Raw genomic sequence first — 16,709 nt, 5'->3', positions numbered from 1 at the left:
TTTATCTCCGAAGTGTGGCTGGATCCCAGGTATGGGTTTAGACCGGCACGACTGGCACCCGCGACGGGAGGCCAGTCCGAATCAGACCCCGTCGCGGCGGCAAAGGAGAAGAAGTGCCCGCTGCATGATGATCAGAGTTTACAGGGCTGCAATGCGCACCCGGTAGCCGGGGAGGTACGCGCCACACCGCTGAACCTGCTTCTTCCGCTTTGCCGCATTTGCCTACCGATTTGCCGCGTTAGCGCAGAGTTCGTGGATGAAACGCATCTTGTCCAGCACCGGTTCGGCCAGTACGAAGGGGTACAGGTCGCGGTGCCCCATCGAGCGATTGACCATGTTCAGCGCCCAGGCCAGCGGCAACCACAGATCGATGATGCGGTCGAACCCCGCGCGGCCCACCTGCGGGCGTTCCAGGGTGGCGCCGGCCGGGGCGAAGCCGAAGGCCGCGGCGGTATCCAGGGTGTCGCGGATGTGGAGGTAGTGGGCGAAGGTCTCCGCCCAGTCCTCGGCCGCGTGCATGGTCGCGTACGAGGAGACGAAATTGTCCTCCCAGCCCGGCGGCGGGCCGGAACGGTAGTGCCGGTCCAGGGCCTCTTGATAGTCGGCGAAGGGATCGCCGAACAGCTCCCGGGACAACTCGAGATCGGCGTCGGCGGTGACCAGGACCGGGAAGTAGTAGTGGCCGATCTCATGCCGGAAGTGACCGAGCAGGGTGCGGTACGGCTCGTCCATGGCGACCCGCAGTTGCTCGCGGTGCACGTCGTCGCCCTCGGCCAGGTCGAGGGTGATGACCCCGTTCTCGTGGCCGGTCATGACCCGCTCGGATCCGCTGGCCAGCAGATCGAAGGCCAGGCCGAACTCGGGATCTTCGACGCGGTCGACGATCGGCAGCCCGAGTTCGGTGAGCTCGAGCACCAGGCGGCGTTTGGCGGCCTCGGCCTCGGCGAAGGCGGGCAGCCACTTGTCGTCCTGATCGGCGGGCCGGGTCCGGGTGAGGCGGCACGATTCGCAGAGGGTGGGGCCGCCGGTGCGCGGCACCAGCCAGTTGCACTGGGCCACATGGCGGTTGTCGCAGAGCCGGAACTCCTGGGCGTCGACGGTGCCGCTGGTGAAATCGCGGGCGCTGTCCCCCGCATCGTCCGGCTCGCCGCTCGCGCGCGCGGGATCACCGTCCGCGGCGATGACCAGCAGCGCCCGTTCGGTCAATCCGAAGCCGAGCGGACTGCCGCATTGCAGGCAGAGCGAGTTCTCGAAGGCCAGTTGCTGGCCGCACTGGGGGCAGCTGAAATCACGCACGGCACGACACCTCGATCGTTCACGGGGACAGGGGGGCCACGTCCACCGACACACCGATGGTGCTCTCCTTGGCGTCGGTGTAGATGATGCCGCGGACCGGCGGAACATCCGCGTAGTCCCGGCCCCACGCCAGGGTGACGTACCGCTCGTCGGCGAACTGATTGTTGGTCGGATCGAAATCGAGCCAGCCGCCCTCGGCGCTGCCGTCCGGCAACCAGACCGCGGCCCAGGCGTGGGTGGCGTCCACCCCGACCATGCGTTCCTTGCCCGGCGGCGGATCGGTGGCGAGGTAGCCCGAGACGTAGCGCCCGGCCAGCCCGAGCGAGCGCAGGCAGGCGATGCCGAGCCGGGCGAAGTCCTGGCAGACGCCGGCGCGGGCGGCGAAGACGTCGGCCACGCGGGTGCTGACGGTGGTGGAGCCGGACTTGTAGGTGAAGTCGGTGAAGATGCGGGTGTTCAACTCGGTCACCGCGTCGAGCAGCGGGCGGCCGGGCGGGAAGGATTCGGCGGCGTAGGCGGCGAGTTCCGGGACGATCTCCGGCGGCACCAGATCGAGGGTGAATTCCACCGCCAGCGGGCCGTTTCCGTGCCCGGGGCGGGCCTGTTCCCACGGCTGCGCGGCGGCCGTGGCGGGCGGGCGCCGCACCTCGACGACCGATTCCCCGGTCACCTCCAGGCGGCGGTGATCGGCGGTGACGTGGAAGTAGAGCGTGGTGTTGTCGTAGACGTCCGTGCCGACCGAGCGATCCGAGGGCACCGGATCGACGCGGATATCGTGCGAAAGCAGTTGCTGGCCGGGGAATTCGCGCGGCGTCAGGTACGCGCGGCCGTAAGAGCTCGTGACCACGTCGGAGTAGACGTAGACGGTGCGGTGCAGGACCCGGTAGCGGCGCGCGGCGCTCATCCGACCACCCGGGCCGATCCCCACAGCGGCTGGGTTTCACGCGGCACCGAAAGCCGTGTGCTCTCGAAGGATTCGGAGACCTTGCGCAGGCGCAGATGGACGCCGTCGAGCAATTCGGCCAGTTCGGTGCGGCAGCCCTGCGCGTCGATGACCTCCAGGTCGGCCGGGTCGAGCCGATGCAGCATGCGCTGGGCGTCGCTCAGGAGGCGTTGCGGGCGTGCGGATCCGGCCGCGGACGGCAGCGCGAGGAAGTGCGCTTCGAGGCGGGCGAGCTGATAGGCGAGCGAGCGCGGATTGCTCGCGTCGAACAGCAGCAGCGCGGCCAGTGCCGCCACCCGCACCGAATCCCGATGGCGGCGACGGTAACTCACCGAGGACACGGTGGCCCGCAGCACCGCCTCGGTGACCACGCGTCCCACCGGGGGCGGGTAGGTGTCGGTCAGCGCGGCGGCCAGCAGCGCGCACAGCGCCAGCCCGCGTTCGATGCGGCGGCCGATGTCCAGGACCCGCCAGCCGGTGTCGCGCACCGTGGATTCGCCCTCGATCCCGGTCAGGGCCAGCAGCCCCGCGAGCGCGCGCGAATGCACCGCCGACAGCGCCGCACCCTGGTCCCCCCGCACGCCCCGGTACTCCGACAGCGCCCGGTCCACCGAACCGAGCACCATCCAGGTGTCGGGCGAGAGCTGGTCGCGCACCGCCCGGGCGGCCTTCCCGTACCGCTCCATGGCGTAGGCGACCGACCCCGGCAGGTCGCGGTCCACGGTCAGGGCGACCAGGTAGTCGTGATCGCGCCGCGAGGCGCCGGGCAGCGCGATGGGCATGGTCGGCTGGTCGGAGTACTCGCGCCGACGCTGCTCCCGCCGGGCCGCGATGTCGTCGGCGTCCCGGTGGGCGCGCGCGGGCCGGGCGGCGCCTTGGGATTGTGATTGCCCGCCTTGGGATTGCGATTGCCCGCCCTGCGATTGCGACTGTCCGCCTTGGGATTGCGACTGCCCACCCTGCGACTGGGACTGTCCGCCTTGCGATTGCCCGCCCCAGGATTGGGTCTGTCCACCTTGCGACTGCGACTGCCCACCTTGGGACTGCGACTGACCGCCCTGCGACTGGGCCTGCCCGCCCTGCGATTGCGACTGACCATCCTGCGACCGGGTTTGCCCGCCTTGCGATTGCGACTGAAGCTGCCGGTTGATCCAATCCGACTGGGCCACCGGCTGTTTCGGCGCGGGCGGTGCGGTGCCGGTCATGTGCCCGAGGGCGGCGATGAGGATGGGCATCGCGTCGGCGCCTTCCATCCAGGGCCGGTAGCGGTAGTCCTGGTGCCGGTCGTGGGTGGCGCCGAGCAGGCGGACGGTGGCCTCGGCGCGTTCGCCGTAGCGGCCGAGCCAGAACAGATCGTTCAGCACGCGCGGCGAGCTGACGACCTCGAGGGCCGCGACGGCCGGGGTGCGGTGTTCGCGCTCCTCGGCGACCTCGACGGCGGGCGCCGGGGTCGGGGTGGCGCGCACCCAGATGTCCTTGGCGGCGGCCTCGCCCACCATGCCCTCGGGACCGGTGCGCTGATGCAGTTGCCCGAGCCCGCCCGCCATGACCCGGTAGCCGACCCGGCCCGCCAGGGAGAACAGCCGCATCTCGACCGGCGACGCGGCCAGTGTCCCGCCGGCCGACACCGCCGGCGCCACGGCGAAGCGCGCGGGTTCCTGGCCGACCCATTTCCAGCCCTCGGCCTCGATGCGGGCGCGCCACTGCGCGCGCTGCTCGCGGGTGAGCAGGGTGCCGAACACGGTGGTCCCGTCGCGGGTGGAGCGCAGAATCAGCCGGTGCAGATTGCCGATCAGGTAGGAGCGCTGGAGATCGTCACCGCCCCAATAGGTTTCGACGCTCGGCAGCTTCAGGTCTTGATCCAGCAGCGCGCGGGACAGCCCCGGCAGGAACGCGGCCAGCGCCGGGGACTCCAGCACGCCGCTGCCCAGGGTGTTGACGACGGTGACCGCGCCCTTGCGCAGCACCTCCACCAGGCCCACCACCCCGAGCCGGGAATCGGGCCGCAGATCCAGCGGATCGGAGAACTCGGCGTCCACGCGCCGCAGCACCACGTCGACCTGTTCGAGGGTGCCGAGCGAGCGCATCCACAGTCGCCCGTCCCGGACGACCAGATCGGCGTTCTCCACCAGCGGGAAACCCAGCACCGACGCCAGATACGCCTGATCGAAGGCGGTTTCCGACTGCGGTCCCGGACTGAGCACCACGACCGTCGGCTCGTCGTCGGCCGCGCGCGGCGCGGCTTCGATCAGCATGAGGCGCATGGCGCGCACGAAGGGCGTCAGCGGCAGCGGGCTGGCGAGTTCGAACGCTTCGGGGATGGCGGCGGACACCACGCGCCGGTCGGCCAGCGCGTAGCCCGCGCCCGAGGGTGCCTGCGCCCAGTCCGCCAGCACCCGGAATCCGCCGTCGCTCCAGCGGCCGATATCGCAGGCGTGCAGGAAGAGCTGATGCCGTCCGGGCAGCGAGATACCGTGCGCGGCACGCATGTAGCCGCTGTAGCCGAACACGACCTGCGGGGGCAGCAGCCCGGAGGTGATGGTGCGGCGCGGCCCGTACACATCGGCCAGGATGGCGTCGAGCAGCCGGGAACGCTGCACCACACCGGCTTCCAGCCCGGCCCAGTCCTGCGCGGCGAGCAGCAGCGGGATCGGGTCGAGTCGCCAGGGCGTGGCGGCCGCGGGTTCGGTGGCCGAGCCGCCGAGCTCGGTGTAGGTGATGCCGTCGTCCTCGATGAGCCGGCGGACCCGGGCGTCGAGCCGGCTCAGGCCCGCGCCGCCCTGTTCCAGGAAATCGCTGGAGAGTTCGGCCCACAGCGGCCGCAGCCGCCCGCCGCCGTCGACCAGTTCGTCGTAGTAGCCGTCGGTGGGCAGCCCGCAGGCATCGAAGGCGCCGGTGTTCGCCGCCGCCGCACGGTATTTCGCGTACTGTTCGGCCGCCGCCGGGCTCATGGCGGCCGCACCCCAGCGGTCCCGTCCGGGCGCAGCGTCACCCGGTGGCGTCGCCTCGAGCATTGTCACCGCAAACCACTCCCGCCGGATGCCTATCGGTCGCCGGACAGGCCCCACACCGTGCGTGCCCGGCGTAGGTCCAGGATCCCGGGCGCACCGATATCCGTCGCCTGTACCGCCATTTTGGCACGCAGATCGGCGATGTCGACCGGACCGGGCGTGTGCCCGGTCGGTTCGAAGCGCCGATTGCGCCGCGACTGCGCCGCGAGCGCGTTCACCGGCGGACCCGGATAGAACATGCCGCCCGGATGCGAGACGTGGTACGTGCACCCGCCCCGGGACAGGCCCGACTCGGTGTCGACGATGTCGAAGACCAGGGGCGCGTCGACGGTGATGGTGGGGTGCAACGCGTTCGGCGGCTGCCAGGCCCGGTAGCGCACGCCCGCGACCTGCGTGTCGGCCTTGCCCGCGGGCACGAGCGGCACCGGGAAGCCGTTGCAGGTGAGCAGGTATCGCCCGCGGTCGGCGCCGGTGAGAAGCACCTGCAACCGTTCCACCGACGAGTCCACGTAGCGGGCGGTGCCGGCGGCGGTGGTCTGCTCGCCCAGGGTGTTCCACGGCTCGATGGCGCCGCGCAGTTCGACTTCCATACCACCGAGTACCACCGTTCCGATGCGCGGAAAACGGAATTCGAAGAACGGATCGAGCCAGCTCATATCGAAATCGATGCCGTGCGCGCGCAGATCGGCCACGACCTCGCCGATGTCGGCCGCCAGGAAGTGCGGCAGCAGGTACCTGCCGTGCAGGTTCACCCCGTGCCGCAGCAGCGGCGCGGTGTACGGGCGTTCCCAGCAGCGCAGGACCAGCGCGCGCACCAGCAGTGATTGCACCATCGCCATGCGGAAGTGCGGCGGCATCTCGAAGCCGCGCAGTTCCACCAGCCCGAGCCGCCCGCGCGCGGAATCCGGGCTGTACAGCTTGTCGATGCAGAACTCGGCCCGATGGGTGTTGCCGGTGAGATCGGTGAGCAGGTGCCGCAGCGCGCGATCGACCACCCACGGCGCGGACAGCGCGTCCCCGGAATCGGACGCGCCCGCCGGGTGCAGGCGCGCGATCTCCGCGAAGGCGATCTCGAGTTCGTAGAGCGAGTCCGGGCGGCTCTCGTCCACCCGCGGGGCCTGCGAGGTGGGGCCGATGAAGCGGCCGGAGAACAGGTAGGACAGCGCCGGATGACGCTGCCAGTAGGTCAGCAGCGAGACCAGCAGGTCCGGCCGCCGCAGCAGCGGCGAGAGCGCGGGCGTCCACCCGCCCAGCGTGATGTGGTTGCCGCCGCCGGTGCCGCCGTGCGTGCCGTCCACGTCGAACTTCTCGGTGCCGAGCCGGGCCAGGCGCGCCTGCTCGTACAGGGTGTCCAGCAGTTCGGCCTGTTCGGCGAACGATTCGGCGGGCTGCACGTTGACCTCGATGACGCCGGGATCCGGTGTGATCGACAGGGTGTGCAGGCGCGCGTCCACCGGCGGCGGATACCCCTCCAGCACCACCGGCTCCCCCACCGTCGCCACCGCCTCCTCGACCCGGCACACCAGGTCGAAGTAGGCGTCGAGTTCGGTGACCGGGGGCAGGAAGACGAACATGCGCCCCTGCCGCACCTCCACCACGAGGGCGGTGATCGGCGCGTCGTGCGCGGGCACCACCGCCGCGTCCGGTTCCCCCGACAGCGGCCGCGTGCGCGGCGGCGCGACGGGGTCGTTCTCCACCGTCTCCGGCGGCGGATCCCAGGAGACGGATCCCAGCGGCAGCCGCAGCCCCGCCGGAGAATCCCCCTCCGTCAACACGATTCGCCCCCGCCGCAGCCGCCAGTCCGCGCTGGCCCAGCCGCCGCCGTCCGCCCGCCGGTGCAGCGGCAGCACGTAGGCCGCCGCCTCCCCCGCCGATTCGTCCAGCCGCGCCAGCAGTTCCGCCCGCGCCGCCGCCGAGTCCCGCTCCGGCGCCAGGTCTTCCGCCCCCGCGACCGGGTCCCCCCACGGGACCCGCGCCTTGGCCCCCATCCGCGCGAGCGGGTCCTCGAACGCGGGCCGGATCTGGCTCTCCGGCAACCCGAGCCCGTCGACGATGTGCGCCAGCACGGCCCGCGCGACACCCCCGGAGCCGTGCGCGACGGGCTGCTCGTCATCGACGGCGCGAGTGCCCGCCGTGCGCCCGGTCGCCGGGGATCCGTTGCCGCCCACGGCGGCAACCGGAGCCACCGCTGCCCATGTCCCCGCGTCGGTCCGCTGCCGGTCGGTCGCACCGTCCGCGTCCACGCCCGGACCGCTGCGCGCCACGGCCGGGCCGCCCGCCGCTGAATGACCGTCCGCCGCGGCGACACCCGCGCCCGAGGTCGTTCCGTACGCCCCATCGGGCCGGCCGAGACCCGATACCCGTTGTGCATCAGCACTATTGGATGCCCGCAGCGCGCCGTCCGAATCCGTACCGTTCGGCGCCCAGCCTCCTACCGCGTCCTCCGCGTCCGCGTCTTCACCGACCGCAACCGCGAGCCCGCGATCGGAAGTGTGTTGTGACCCATCGGAGTCGGTGGCCCACTTCGCTGCCGGGACTGCGGAACCGGACGCCGGATTCGCGGCCGGGTGTGGCTCACCGTGCGCGTCTGCCGCCACGGCACCGGCGGTCTCGGGCTCCGGACGGATATCCGGGCTGAACGAATCCGAGTCCTGCGCGACCGTATCGCCGGGCGTCGCCGAGGAATTCGGACCGGCACCCAAATCCGGCTCATCCGGCGCGGTGGCGGAGTCCCGCGCGGTCGGCGAGCCGGGGACGTCCGTCGAATCCGTTGCCGCGGACTCCGGTGGCGCATCGGGTGGGAGCCAGGGGTCTATCAGCAGGTCGGGATAGTGCCAGAGGGGTTTGCCGTCGGCGCGCCAGAGCAGGGCTATGTCCCAGCGGGGCAGGGGCTCGCCGGGATACCACTTGCCCTGGCGGTACTGGACCAGGCCGGTGGGGGCGTAGATGCGGCGCAGGCGGCGGGCGAGGTCGGCGGCGCGTTCGCGTTTGTGCGGGCCGTCGGCGTCGGTGGTCCACTCGGGGCCGGTCTGGTCGTCGATCGAGACGAAGGTGGGTTCGCCGCCGACGGTCAGGCCGATCCCCGCGTCGCGTACTCGGGCATCGACCGCCGCGCCCGTGGCGGCGATGCGGTTCCATTGAATGTCGCTGTAGGGCAGCGTGACCCGGGGATCCTCGTGCACGCGGTGCACGGTGTTGGAGAACTCCAGGGTCGCGCGCACCGGATCGGTGGCCCCGGTGATGGGCGCGGAGGACACCGGATGCGGCGTCGCGGCCAGCGGGATGTGCCCCTCCCCCGCGAAGAGGCCGGAGGTGGGATCGAGCCCGACCCAGCCGGCCCCGGGCAGGTACACCTCGGTCCAGGCGTGCAGGTCGGTGAAGTCGGCGAGCGGCCCGGACGGCCCGTCCAGCGACGGCAGGTCCTGCGCCAGCTGAATGAGGTAGCCGGACACGAAACGCGCGGCGAGCCCGTATTCACGCAGCACCGACACGAGCAGCCAGGCCGAATCCCGGCACGAGCCCAGCGCCGAGCGCAACGTGTGATCCGGGGTCTGCACACCGGGTTCGAGCCGGATGGTGTATCCGACGTCCTCGCGCAGCGCGTGGTTGATCGCGATCAGGAACTCGATGGTGCGCGGCCGGTCGCGGGGCGGGTTCGCGCGCACCCACTCGCGCACCAGTTCGCCTGGGCCGGAACCGGGTTCGGCCTCGTCGACGGGGCGCAGGTACGCCTCCAGGTCGGCGGCCAGTTCCGGGGGATACCGGAAGGGGAAGTGCTCGGCGTACTCCTCGACGAAGAAGTCGAACGGGTTGATGGCGTCCATCTCCGCCACCAGTCCGACCACCACGGAGAGCTCACGCGCGGGTTCGTGAAAAACCAGGCGCGCCAGGAAGTTACCGAACGCGTCCTGCTGCCAGTTGACCCAGTGCGCGGCCGGATCCACCCGCATGGAATATGCCTCGATGCTGGTGCGCGTGTGCGGCGCGGGCCGCAGTCGCACCACATGCGGGTGAATCCGCACCGGGCGTTCGAAGGTGTAGGTCGTGCGATGCTCGAGGGAAACTCGAATCCCCATAATCAAGTTCACCACGCGAGAGCGGTGACACGCGGGCTTATTACCGACAGAAAGGACGACACGCGGCGACCTCCCACAGTTGCCGCGAGGGTGTGCGCACACTCGTAGGAACGATGGGAGGAGGTTTCCATGAGCACGACGACGAGCACCCCGGTGTGCCGGCTCTGCGAAGCGACCCTCGATCACTGCCACGGGACGCTGATCGCGCACGCCGACGGGTCCTTCGAATGCACCGATTGGGGCTGCGCCGCGGCCGACCGGGTGCGGCATCCCTACCTGGCCGAATGTTCGATGGTGGCCGGTGGCTGCGAATGCGTAGTGGCGGAGGTCGATTCACACCGCGCGCCGCAGAGCCTAGCGGGCTGATCACCCGCGGCGCCCGGACCCGATCCGGCCGCCGCGGCACGCTCGCGCCGCCTGGCTCCGGACCCCGAGGGTCCGGCAACTAGCCTGGTCAGGTGAGCTACGACCACGTATTGCTGCCCTCCGGTGCCGCCGCGACCCCCGACGCCGTCGACGCGTACCTGACCACGCAGGACGGGAAGCCCGCCGCGGACGTGGTGGCCGAGATCGCCGCCGAACTCGATCGCCGCAACGGCGAGCTGCCGGAGTCGGACGCTTTCCTGGCCGCACCGGCGGCCGACGGCACGATCGGCGCGACGCTTTTCGTTTCCAGCCCCATTGACGCGGTCGGGCACGTCCGGAACCTGCTGTTCGAGCTGGCCACCCCGCACGGGTACGCCGTCTACGATCCGCAGCTGACCTGGTTGATCGATCCGGCCGACCACGTCCCGGTCGCCGTGTCGCACGGCGGAGCCGGCGAATTCCCGTATCTCACAAGCAAACTCGTGCACCAGTGGATCCCGGAGCTGAGTCCGCCGGGACCGTACCTGATCGTCGAGAGCGGTGAGCAGATCTACATCCAGACCTATCGCGGCGAGGACGGCCGGTACGAGCTCGAGTACCGCGACGGGTCACCCGAGCGGCACTTCGGGGTCCGGGTGGACGATCCCGAGACGGTCGCCGATCTGATCTGGTCCTGGACCGTCGGCGACCGCTCGCGCTTCGAGGCCCTGGACTGGCAGCGCCTGACGTTCTGAACGACGCGGGCCGAGCCCGCCACGATCACCCCGCCGAGCCCGGGACGCGAGCGCGTCCCGGGCTTTTTCCGTCCCGCAGGGGCGACTTACACCAGGTCAGCCGGTTTTTGCTAATGCACAGCCAACATTTCACATTTCGGACTGCATAAGGTAATCCTTACCTAATTAGACCGATGTCCAGTTGGCGTCTTCCGGATGCCTGGACCTACCCCGGAAGATTCGATGAGGCTCACCCGACTCGCGCCGCTCCTCGGCGCGTTCACCATTGCCACGCTGGTGGGAACCGCGACCCTGACCCCGCTCGCCGCCCCGGCACAGGCGGAGCAGGCAACCGAAACACTCGCCGACGTCGCGATCAGCGACGTGAACTGCGCTACCGGCGCAACAACTTTCGACGATGTCATCACCGCCGCCGCCACCGCGCTGCGCACGGTCGTGCCCGTCGAACAGCAGTCGGCATACGACCAGCAAGTCCAGGACTTCCGGCAGACCGTCGCCGCCACCCGCGTCCATCGCAACGTGCTGCCGGTCGATCCGGGCACCCTCGGCGCCAAGGTCGAGGACATCGACGACCCGATCGTCACCTACCTGGTCAACGGGCTGGACGCGGTCCGCACCGGCCGCATGGACACCACCGTCTCGGTGTCGGAACTGACCCTCGAGCACGTGGTCGAGGTCTTCCTGCTCGCCAACCGCATCGTGAAGATCCCGACGCAGATGCTCACCACCATGATCCCGCGCGTGGGTTCGATGCTGGTCGGCATGGTGGGCAGCATGTTCAAGGGTGTGCACCGGCTGGGCCGCAGCATCCAGGATCGGATCGGCGACACCTGCAATCCGCCGAACGTCTACGCGCCGCTGGACCTGTCCTTCGCCGAGGAGGAGACGCGGAGCGAATTCCCCGTCCCCGCCGAACTCGCCCACATGGCGAACCAACTCGTGCTGGCCGACGAAAGCTGTACTCCTGCAGGCGAGCTGAATACCGCCGCCGTTCTCGAACGCACCCGCGCCTTTCTCGCCGCCTCCGATCAGCTGCCATTCGATCTGCCCACACTGCACGCGGCCACCGATGCGCTGCACGCATTCCTGCGCGATCACCATGTCGCCAAACCGCTGATCCTGCGTCCCACAGCGGAACTCGGCGCCATTCCGGCAATCCTGGATTACGGCCCGCTGACGCTGCTCACCAATCTCGGGTTCGATATCTACGAAGGCAAGGCGCACCACACGGTTCCGTTGAGCGAGGTGACCGTCGAGAATTCGCTGGACCTGGCCTATGTGACCGCCGATACCGCGAGCCTGCTGCTCTCGCTCGGCAGCATGGTGGCCGGAATGGGAGGCGTCGGTTCGGAGATTCTGACGCCCGTCACAATTGCGCGCGTGCTGGCCTTCGCGCCGATGAAATACGGCTGGCCGGTTATGCGGGGCGTACTGCGCTCCATGTGCGCCGCCGAGTAACAAGCGCATCTCGATTCGGATTCCGGTACCCGCGCAATGAACGGCGCGCGGGCGCCGGAAAGCTAACATTTCGGAATATTCGCACGCGGTGCCGTCCGATTTGCTTTCGAAATCCGTCCGAGACGAGGAGAGAGCTTTGAAGCTACGCCCGAGGCCGAGCACACCGAGACTGCGTAAGAGCCTGGCCGTGCTGGTCGGTATCGCGGCCGCATTGGCCGCGGTGGTGGCATTGCACGCCACCGGGGCGGGCGCCGACGTTCCGCGCAACAGCCAGCACATGCCGTGCCCGCAGCCCGCGGCCATGCCCGCGCCGCCGGTCTGGACCTAACCGCACGGGTTCGCACACCCGGGGAGCGACGCGGCAGCGATGCCGCGCCGCCGCAGCGTAGCGAGCCGCGCCGGGCCCGCGACGCGCCCGGATCAGAGCGCGCGGCGCCCGGACAGCGCCCGGCCCAGCGTGAGTTCGTCCGCGAACTCCAGATCCCCGCCCATGGGCAGGCCCGAGGCGAGCCGAGTCACGCTCAGACCCGGGAAATCGCGCAGCATGCGCACCAGATACGTCGCCGTCGCCTCACCCTCGGTATTGGGATCGGTCGCGATGATGACCTCGCTGACGTCGACGCCGTCGTCCTGATTGCCGATGCGGGTCAGCAACTCCCGAATCCGCAGCTGATCGGGGCCCACGCCCGAGAGCGGATCCAGCGCCCCGCCCAGCACGTGGTACCGGCCGCGGAACTCCCGGGTGCGCTCGATGGCCTGGACATCCTTGGGCTCCTCGACCACGCAGATCATCGTGCGATCGCGACGCGGATCGGAGCAGATGCGGCAGCGTTCACCGTCGGAGACCGTGCCGCAGACCACGCAGAAGCGCACGCCGTCGCGCACCTTCTGCAGGGCCGCCTGCAGCCGGTCGATCTCCGGTGGTTCCACCGAGAGAAAATGAAAAGCGATGCGCTGGGCGCTCTTCGGACCGACACCGGGCAGTTTGCCCAGCTCGTCGATGAGATCCTGAACCGGACCCTCGTACACTCGGTATTCCTCTCCGCCGCTGTCCCGGCCGCGATCAGAAGCCGGGCAGCGCGCCGCCGCCGAGACCGCCGGCCAGCGGGCCGAGCCGATCCGCGGCCAGTTCCTGCGCGTTGCCCATGGCGTTGTTGATCGCGCCGATCACCAGATCCTGCAGCGTCTCCGCGTCCTCCGGATCGATGATCTTCGGGTCGATGGTCAGGGCCAGGATCTCACCGGTGGCGCGAATGCGGACGCGCACCAGGCCGCCGCCCGCCTCACCGTCCACCTCGGCCGCGGCGATCTCCTGCTGCGCGGCCATCACGGCCTGCTGCATCTGCTGGGCCTGGGCCATCAACTGCTGGATATCGAACTCTCCACCGGGCTGCACGGCGTGTCCTCTCTGCGGGGATGTGATTGCGCACCAGCCTACAAGCGGGGCCTGTTGACTCTCCCCCGGTGGGAGAGTGTTCGCTGAAGGCATGACAGCGACGGTTCCCATCGGGGAGTTCTCCCGGCTCAGCTATCTCAGCGTGAAGGCGCTGCGCTACTACCACGAGATCGAGCTGCTCGAACCGGCCGCGGTCGACCCGGGCACCGGTTATCGGTTCTACTCCACCGATCAGGTGGATCAAGCCCATCTCATCCGCCGGCTGCGCGAGCTGAACATGCCGGTGCCCGAGATCAAGGCGGTGCTCGCGGCGCCGGACCGGGCCACCCGGGACGAGGCGCTGCGCGCGCACCTCGAGCGGATGGAAGCCGAGCTGACCCGCACCCGCGACGTGGTCGCCTCGCTGCGGACGCTGCTGTTGCCACCCGCGAGCATTCCACTCGAGGTCGAATATCGTTCCGTCGCAAGCTGTCCCGCCCTCGTACTGGGTGAGACGGTGGGCCGGGACGGCATCGGCGACTGGTGCGACGCCAGTTTCGGCACGCTGTATCAGGGGCTAGCGCGCGCGGAGATCGAGCCCGCCGGTCCCGCCGGAGCCACCTACGACATGGACTTCTTCGAGCAGGAGCACGGCGAGGTCATGGCGTACGTGCCGATCACCCCGGACGACCGGGCGCGCGCCGCGACCGTCGGCCGGGTACTCGAACTGCCCGCCCGGCGCTTCGCGGTCGCCGTGCACCTGGGCCCCTTCACCGAGTTCGACCGCACCTACGGCGCGCTGGGCAGCCACGTCGCCGAGCACGACACCGCCCTCGCCGAGCCGGTCCGCGAGATCTACCTGGCCGGCCCGGACGAGGCCGACGAGTCCGGCTACATCACCGAAATCTGCTGGCCCATCGGCCGGCTCTGAGCAGCACCCGAGTTCATCCGACCCGACAGGAGACCGTCATGGCCATCAGGATCGCCAACATCACCATCGACTCGCAGAACGCCGGGGAACTGGCCGCCTTCTGGGCGCAACTGCTCGACCGCACCGTCGACCCGGACGGCAACGAGCACTTCGCCACCGTCGGCCAGAGCACCGGCCACAGCCCGACGCTCATGTTCATCCACGTCCCGGACAAGAACCCGGGCAAGAACGTCGTCCACCTGGACCTGCTGTCGGACGATCTGCCCGGCGGCATCGAGCGCGCGGTCGCCCTCGGCGCCAAGCACATCGCCGATTTCGACGAGTACGGCATGCAGTGGACGACGCTGTCGGATCCGGAGGGCAACCTCTTCGACATCGCTGCGGGCTGACAAACCCGCTCCCCCGCCCAATAGTTCCCGCACCCATAACCCCGCCCACAGTTCGCGGCCCGCCGAAGCGAAGACCCTTCATCACATAGACATCCACCCAGCAGTTCGCGGCCCGTCTCGTTCTGGACTGAGTGGAGCGGGGGAGCGAAGCGGAGGAGCGGAGGGAGGGAAGAACGAGACTTCGGGGGCCGCGAACCCGCCGGAGCGAAGCGGAGGCAAATTTACACAGCCAGTTCCTGCTTCAGCTTCTCCAAGACCTCGGCCTGGATCTTCTTCAGGCCCAGCGGCGCGAAGATGCCCTCGAAGATGCCGCCGATGCCGCCGGCGCCCTTCCAGCTGGTGCGCACGGTGACCAGCGAACCATTGCCCTCGGGGGTGACGGTCCAGGTGGTGACCATGGAGGAGTTCGAATCACGTTCGGTCACCATGGAATCGGAGACCGTGATGGCCGCGCGCACGTTGCGCTGGCGCTTCTCGGTGGCCTGCAGCGTCCATTCCACGACGGTGCCCGCGCCCTTGCCGCCCTCGACCACCTTGTAGTCACGGTAGTGCGAGGAGAGGATGCGCGGCCGCACCGACTCGTAGTCGGCGATCGCGTCGAGCGTGCGCTTCGGATCCGCCGTGACGACGATCGAACTGGAGGCGCTGACCTGTCCCACCATGTGCTCCTTTGTGATTCCCGGCTGTGTGCCCTGGTGCCGCCCGGTCATGGTACGCCGGGCGGGGTTCCGGGTGGGTATCCGGATTGGACACCGGTGAGCCGCTTCACGGGGCGGCGGTCAGCAGCAGACCGGCCACCGCCGCCCCGGTCGCCAGGACCGCCAGCGCGCATCCGGTGAGCACGAAGCGCCGCATGGGGATTCGCACGTCGTGGGTGCGGCAGAACTCCAGGCACAGCAGCGTCGCCAGCGAGGCCCACGGCGTCACCAGCGGACCGGCGTTGGTGCCGATCAGCAGCGCCAGCACTCGATCGGTCTCCCCGGCGGGTATCACGGCCTCGCCCGCGGTGTAGGCGGGCAGGTTGTTCACCAGGTTGGACAGGCCCGCACCCGCGGCCGCGGCCCGGAACGCGCCGAGCGCCCCGGTGTCGTCGCCGATCACCGCGCTCATCACCGTCGAGAGCCCGTACCGGCCGAGAGTGGGCACCACCAGGAACAATCCGGCCACGAAGACCAGCAGCTGCCAGGGGAACAGCGACCACCGCAGGGCCGCGCGATCCAGGAATCCGAAGGCCGCCACCGCGATCAGCGCGGCGCCGCCGGCGGCGTACTCGACGTGCGCGCCCGCGAAGGGAATCGCGAGCACGAACAGCGCGCACGCGCCGCCGGTGACGTACAGCAGCACCCGTTCACGAGCGTCCGCCGGGGTCACCGGCTCCGGCACGACGTAGCGGTCCGCGCCGCGACGCGGCCGCCTCCAGTACCAGAGCCACAGGCAGATCATGGTGACGCTCACCGAAAGCAGCTGCGGCAGCCACATTCTCGCGCCGAAATCGAGGGCGTGCAGGGCCACGCGGTCGGCGGCGAGCAGATTGGTGAGGTTGGAGACCGGCAGCAGCAGGCTCGCGGTGTTGGCCAGCCACAGCGTCGTCATGGCCAGCGGCACGGGTGCGATACGGGCCGGGATCGCCAGGGCCAGCATGACCGGGGTGAGCAGCACCGCGGTCGTATCGAGGTTGAGCACAGCGGTGGTGGTGGCCGCGAACAGCACGCACAGCAGGAACAGCGCGGCGTAGTTGCCGCCCGCGATGATCGCCAGCCGGTGCGCGATCACGTCGAAGACCTTGGCGCGCCGGGCCAATGCGGCCAGCACGATCACGCTGACCAGGAACAGCAGCAGCGGGGCGATGCGGGCCATGTTGTCGGCGGCTTCCGCACGCGGCAGCAATCCCGTTGCCACGCAAAGCAATCCGAGGACCAGCAGACCGATTCGAACGCCGTCGAGGACGCTCACCCGGCGGCGGACAGCAGCGGACAACCGCGCGAGAGCCGAATCCCGCGGCTCGGAATCGAGTTCTCGCATCGATCAATGCTGACATGGCGCATACGGCTGGGCAGCATGCCCGCACCCGGTTATGCTTCGCCGCGATCCTGCATGACCGGATTGTCTGTTCTACGGGTTTTTCTTCGA

At 69.8% G+C, this 16,709-nt stretch carries 14 protein-coding genes; 6 read left to right on the top strand and 8 right to left on the bottom strand.

Going from position 1 to position 16,709, the window contains the following annotated elements:
- Positions 1-222: 222 nt before the first annotated feature.
- Genes ACWIGI_RS23705 through ACWIGI_RS23690 form a run of 4 tightly spaced genes read right to left on the bottom strand, consistent with a single transcriptional unit; the run spans position 223 to position 9,326 of the window.
- Entirely contained in the window at positions 223-1,296 is a 1,074-nt protein-coding gene (locus ACWIGI_RS23705) for a zinc-binding metallopeptidase family protein (protein WP_454204633.1), read from the bottom strand.
- Positions 1,297-1,315: 19 nt separating this feature from the next.
- Positions 1,316-2,200: a transglutaminase family protein gene (locus ACWIGI_RS23700; protein WP_454204632.1), complete on the bottom strand. Its 885-nt coding sequence runs from the start codon at positions 2,198-2,200 to the stop codon at positions 1,316-1,318.
- Positions 2,197-5,253: a circularly permuted type 2 ATP-grasp protein gene (locus tag ACWIGI_RS23695; RefSeq protein WP_454204818.1), complete on the bottom strand. Its 3,057-nt coding sequence runs from the start codon at positions 5,251-5,253 to the stop codon at positions 2,197-2,199. Before ACWIGI_RS23695 ends, ACWIGI_RS23700 begins: the two co-directional genes overlap by 4 nt.
- Before the next feature lie 29 nt (positions 5,254-5,282).
- Entirely contained in the window at positions 5,283-9,326 is a 4,044-nt protein-coding gene (locus ACWIGI_RS23690; protein ID WP_454204631.1) for a transglutaminase family protein, read from the bottom strand.
- 129 nt (positions 9,327-9,455) lie between these two features.
- Between ACWIGI_RS23690 and ACWIGI_RS23685 the strand changes: the two genes are divergently transcribed.
- From ACWIGI_RS23685 to ACWIGI_RS23670, 4 genes are all read left to right on the top strand, one after another.
- Positions 9,456-9,692 carry a hypothetical protein gene (locus ACWIGI_RS23685; protein WP_454204630.1) on the top strand — a complete coding sequence of 79 codons (237 nt, stop codon included), beginning with the start codon at positions 9,456-9,458 and terminating at the stop codon, positions 9,690-9,692.
- Between the two features lie 92 nt (positions 9,693-9,784).
- Positions 9,785-10,426, top strand: a complete 642-nt coding sequence (locus ACWIGI_RS23680) for a hypothetical protein (RefSeq protein ID WP_454204629.1) — start codon at positions 9,785-9,787, stop codon at positions 10,424-10,426.
- Between the two features lie 222 nt (positions 10,427-10,648).
- Positions 10,649-11,884, top strand: coding sequence for a hypothetical protein (locus ACWIGI_RS23675; RefSeq protein ID WP_454204628.1), 1,236 nt, complete (start codon positions 10,649-10,651; stop codon positions 11,882-11,884).
- A gap of 136 nt (positions 11,885-12,020) precedes the next feature.
- Complete coding sequence (locus tag ACWIGI_RS23670) at positions 12,021-12,212, top strand: hypothetical protein (protein ID WP_354988297.1); 192 nt, start codon at positions 12,021-12,023, stop codon at positions 12,210-12,212.
- A gap of 92 nt (positions 12,213-12,304) precedes the next feature.
- On the opposite strand, the gene recR is transcribed toward ACWIGI_RS23670, so the two are convergent.
- Both recR and ACWIGI_RS23660 read right to left on the bottom strand, forming a co-directional pair.
- Positions 12,305-12,913, bottom strand: a complete 609-nt coding sequence (gene recR, locus ACWIGI_RS23665) for a recombination mediator RecR (RefSeq protein WP_354988298.1) — start codon at positions 12,911-12,913, stop codon at positions 12,305-12,307.
- A gap of 34 nt (positions 12,914-12,947) precedes the next feature.
- Positions 12,948-13,280, bottom strand: coding sequence for a YbaB/EbfC family nucleoid-associated protein (locus ACWIGI_RS23660; RefSeq protein WP_454204627.1), 333 nt, complete (start codon positions 13,278-13,280; stop codon positions 12,948-12,950).
- A gap of 91 nt (positions 13,281-13,371) precedes the next feature.
- Here ACWIGI_RS23660 and ACWIGI_RS23655 point away from each other — a divergent pair, with 91 nt between their 5' ends.
- Positions 13,372-14,190 carry a MerR family transcriptional regulator gene (locus ACWIGI_RS23655; RefSeq protein ID WP_454204626.1) on the top strand — a complete coding sequence of 273 codons (819 nt, stop codon included), beginning with the start codon at positions 13,372-13,374 and terminating at the stop codon, positions 14,188-14,190.
- 38 nt (positions 14,191-14,228) lie between these two features.
- Positions 14,229-14,579: a VOC family protein gene (locus ACWIGI_RS23650; RefSeq protein ID WP_454204625.1), complete on the top strand. Its 351-nt coding sequence runs from the start codon at positions 14,229-14,231 to the stop codon at positions 14,577-14,579.
- A gap of 221 nt (positions 14,580-14,800) precedes the next feature.
- Here the strand turns inward: ACWIGI_RS23650 and ACWIGI_RS23645 are convergent, their stop codons facing one another.
- Together ACWIGI_RS23645 and ACWIGI_RS23640 are read right to left on the bottom strand one after the other, a co-directional pair.
- Positions 14,801-15,238 carry an SRPBCC family protein gene (locus ACWIGI_RS23645; RefSeq protein ID WP_454204624.1) on the bottom strand — a complete coding sequence of 146 codons (438 nt, stop codon included), beginning with the start codon at positions 15,236-15,238 and terminating at the stop codon, positions 14,801-14,803.
- 106 nt (positions 15,239-15,344) lie between these two features.
- Entirely contained in the window at positions 15,345-16,601 is a 1,257-nt protein-coding gene (locus tag ACWIGI_RS23640; RefSeq protein WP_454204623.1) for an SLC13 family permease, read from the bottom strand.
- Positions 16,602-16,709: the final 108 nt, after the last annotated feature.

It is taken from the genome of Nocardia sp. NPDC055321, assembly GCF_053645575.1.
The sequence above is the reverse complement of the archived record's forward strand: the minus strand, read 5'-3'. Positions and strand labels throughout refer to the sequence as shown.

Excerpts from the sequence above, each read along its gene's own strand:
- ACWIGI_RS23650 (WP_454204625.1), top strand. The coding sequence starts at position 14,229 with ATGGCCATCAGGATCGCCAACATCACCATCGACTCGCAGAACGCCGGG.
- ACWIGI_RS23695 (WP_454204818.1), bottom strand. The coding sequence starts at position 5,253 with ATGCTCGAGGCGACGCCACCGGGTGACGCTGCGCCCGGACGGGACCGC.
- ACWIGI_RS23690 (WP_454204631.1), bottom strand. The coding sequence starts at position 9,326 with ATGGGGATTCGAGTTTCCCTCGAGCATCGCACGACCTACACCTTCGAA.
- ACWIGI_RS23685 (WP_454204630.1), top strand. The coding sequence starts at position 9,456 with ATGAGCACGACGACGAGCACCCCGGTGTGCCGGCTCTGCGAAGCGACC.
- ACWIGI_RS23655 (WP_454204626.1), top strand. The coding sequence starts at position 13,372 with ATGACAGCGACGGTTCCCATCGGGGAGTTCTCCCGGCTCAGCTATCTC.
- ACWIGI_RS23675 (WP_454204628.1), top strand. The coding sequence starts at position 10,649 with ATGAGGCTCACCCGACTCGCGCCGCTCCTCGGCGCGTTCACCATTGCC.
- ACWIGI_RS23640 (WP_454204623.1), bottom strand. The coding sequence starts at position 16,601 with ATGCGAGAACTCGATTCCGAGCCGCGGGATTCGGCTCTCGCGCGGTTG.
- ACWIGI_RS23700 (WP_454204632.1), bottom strand. The coding sequence starts at position 2,200 with ATGAGCGCCGCGCGCCGCTACCGGGTCCTGCACCGCACCGTCTACGTC.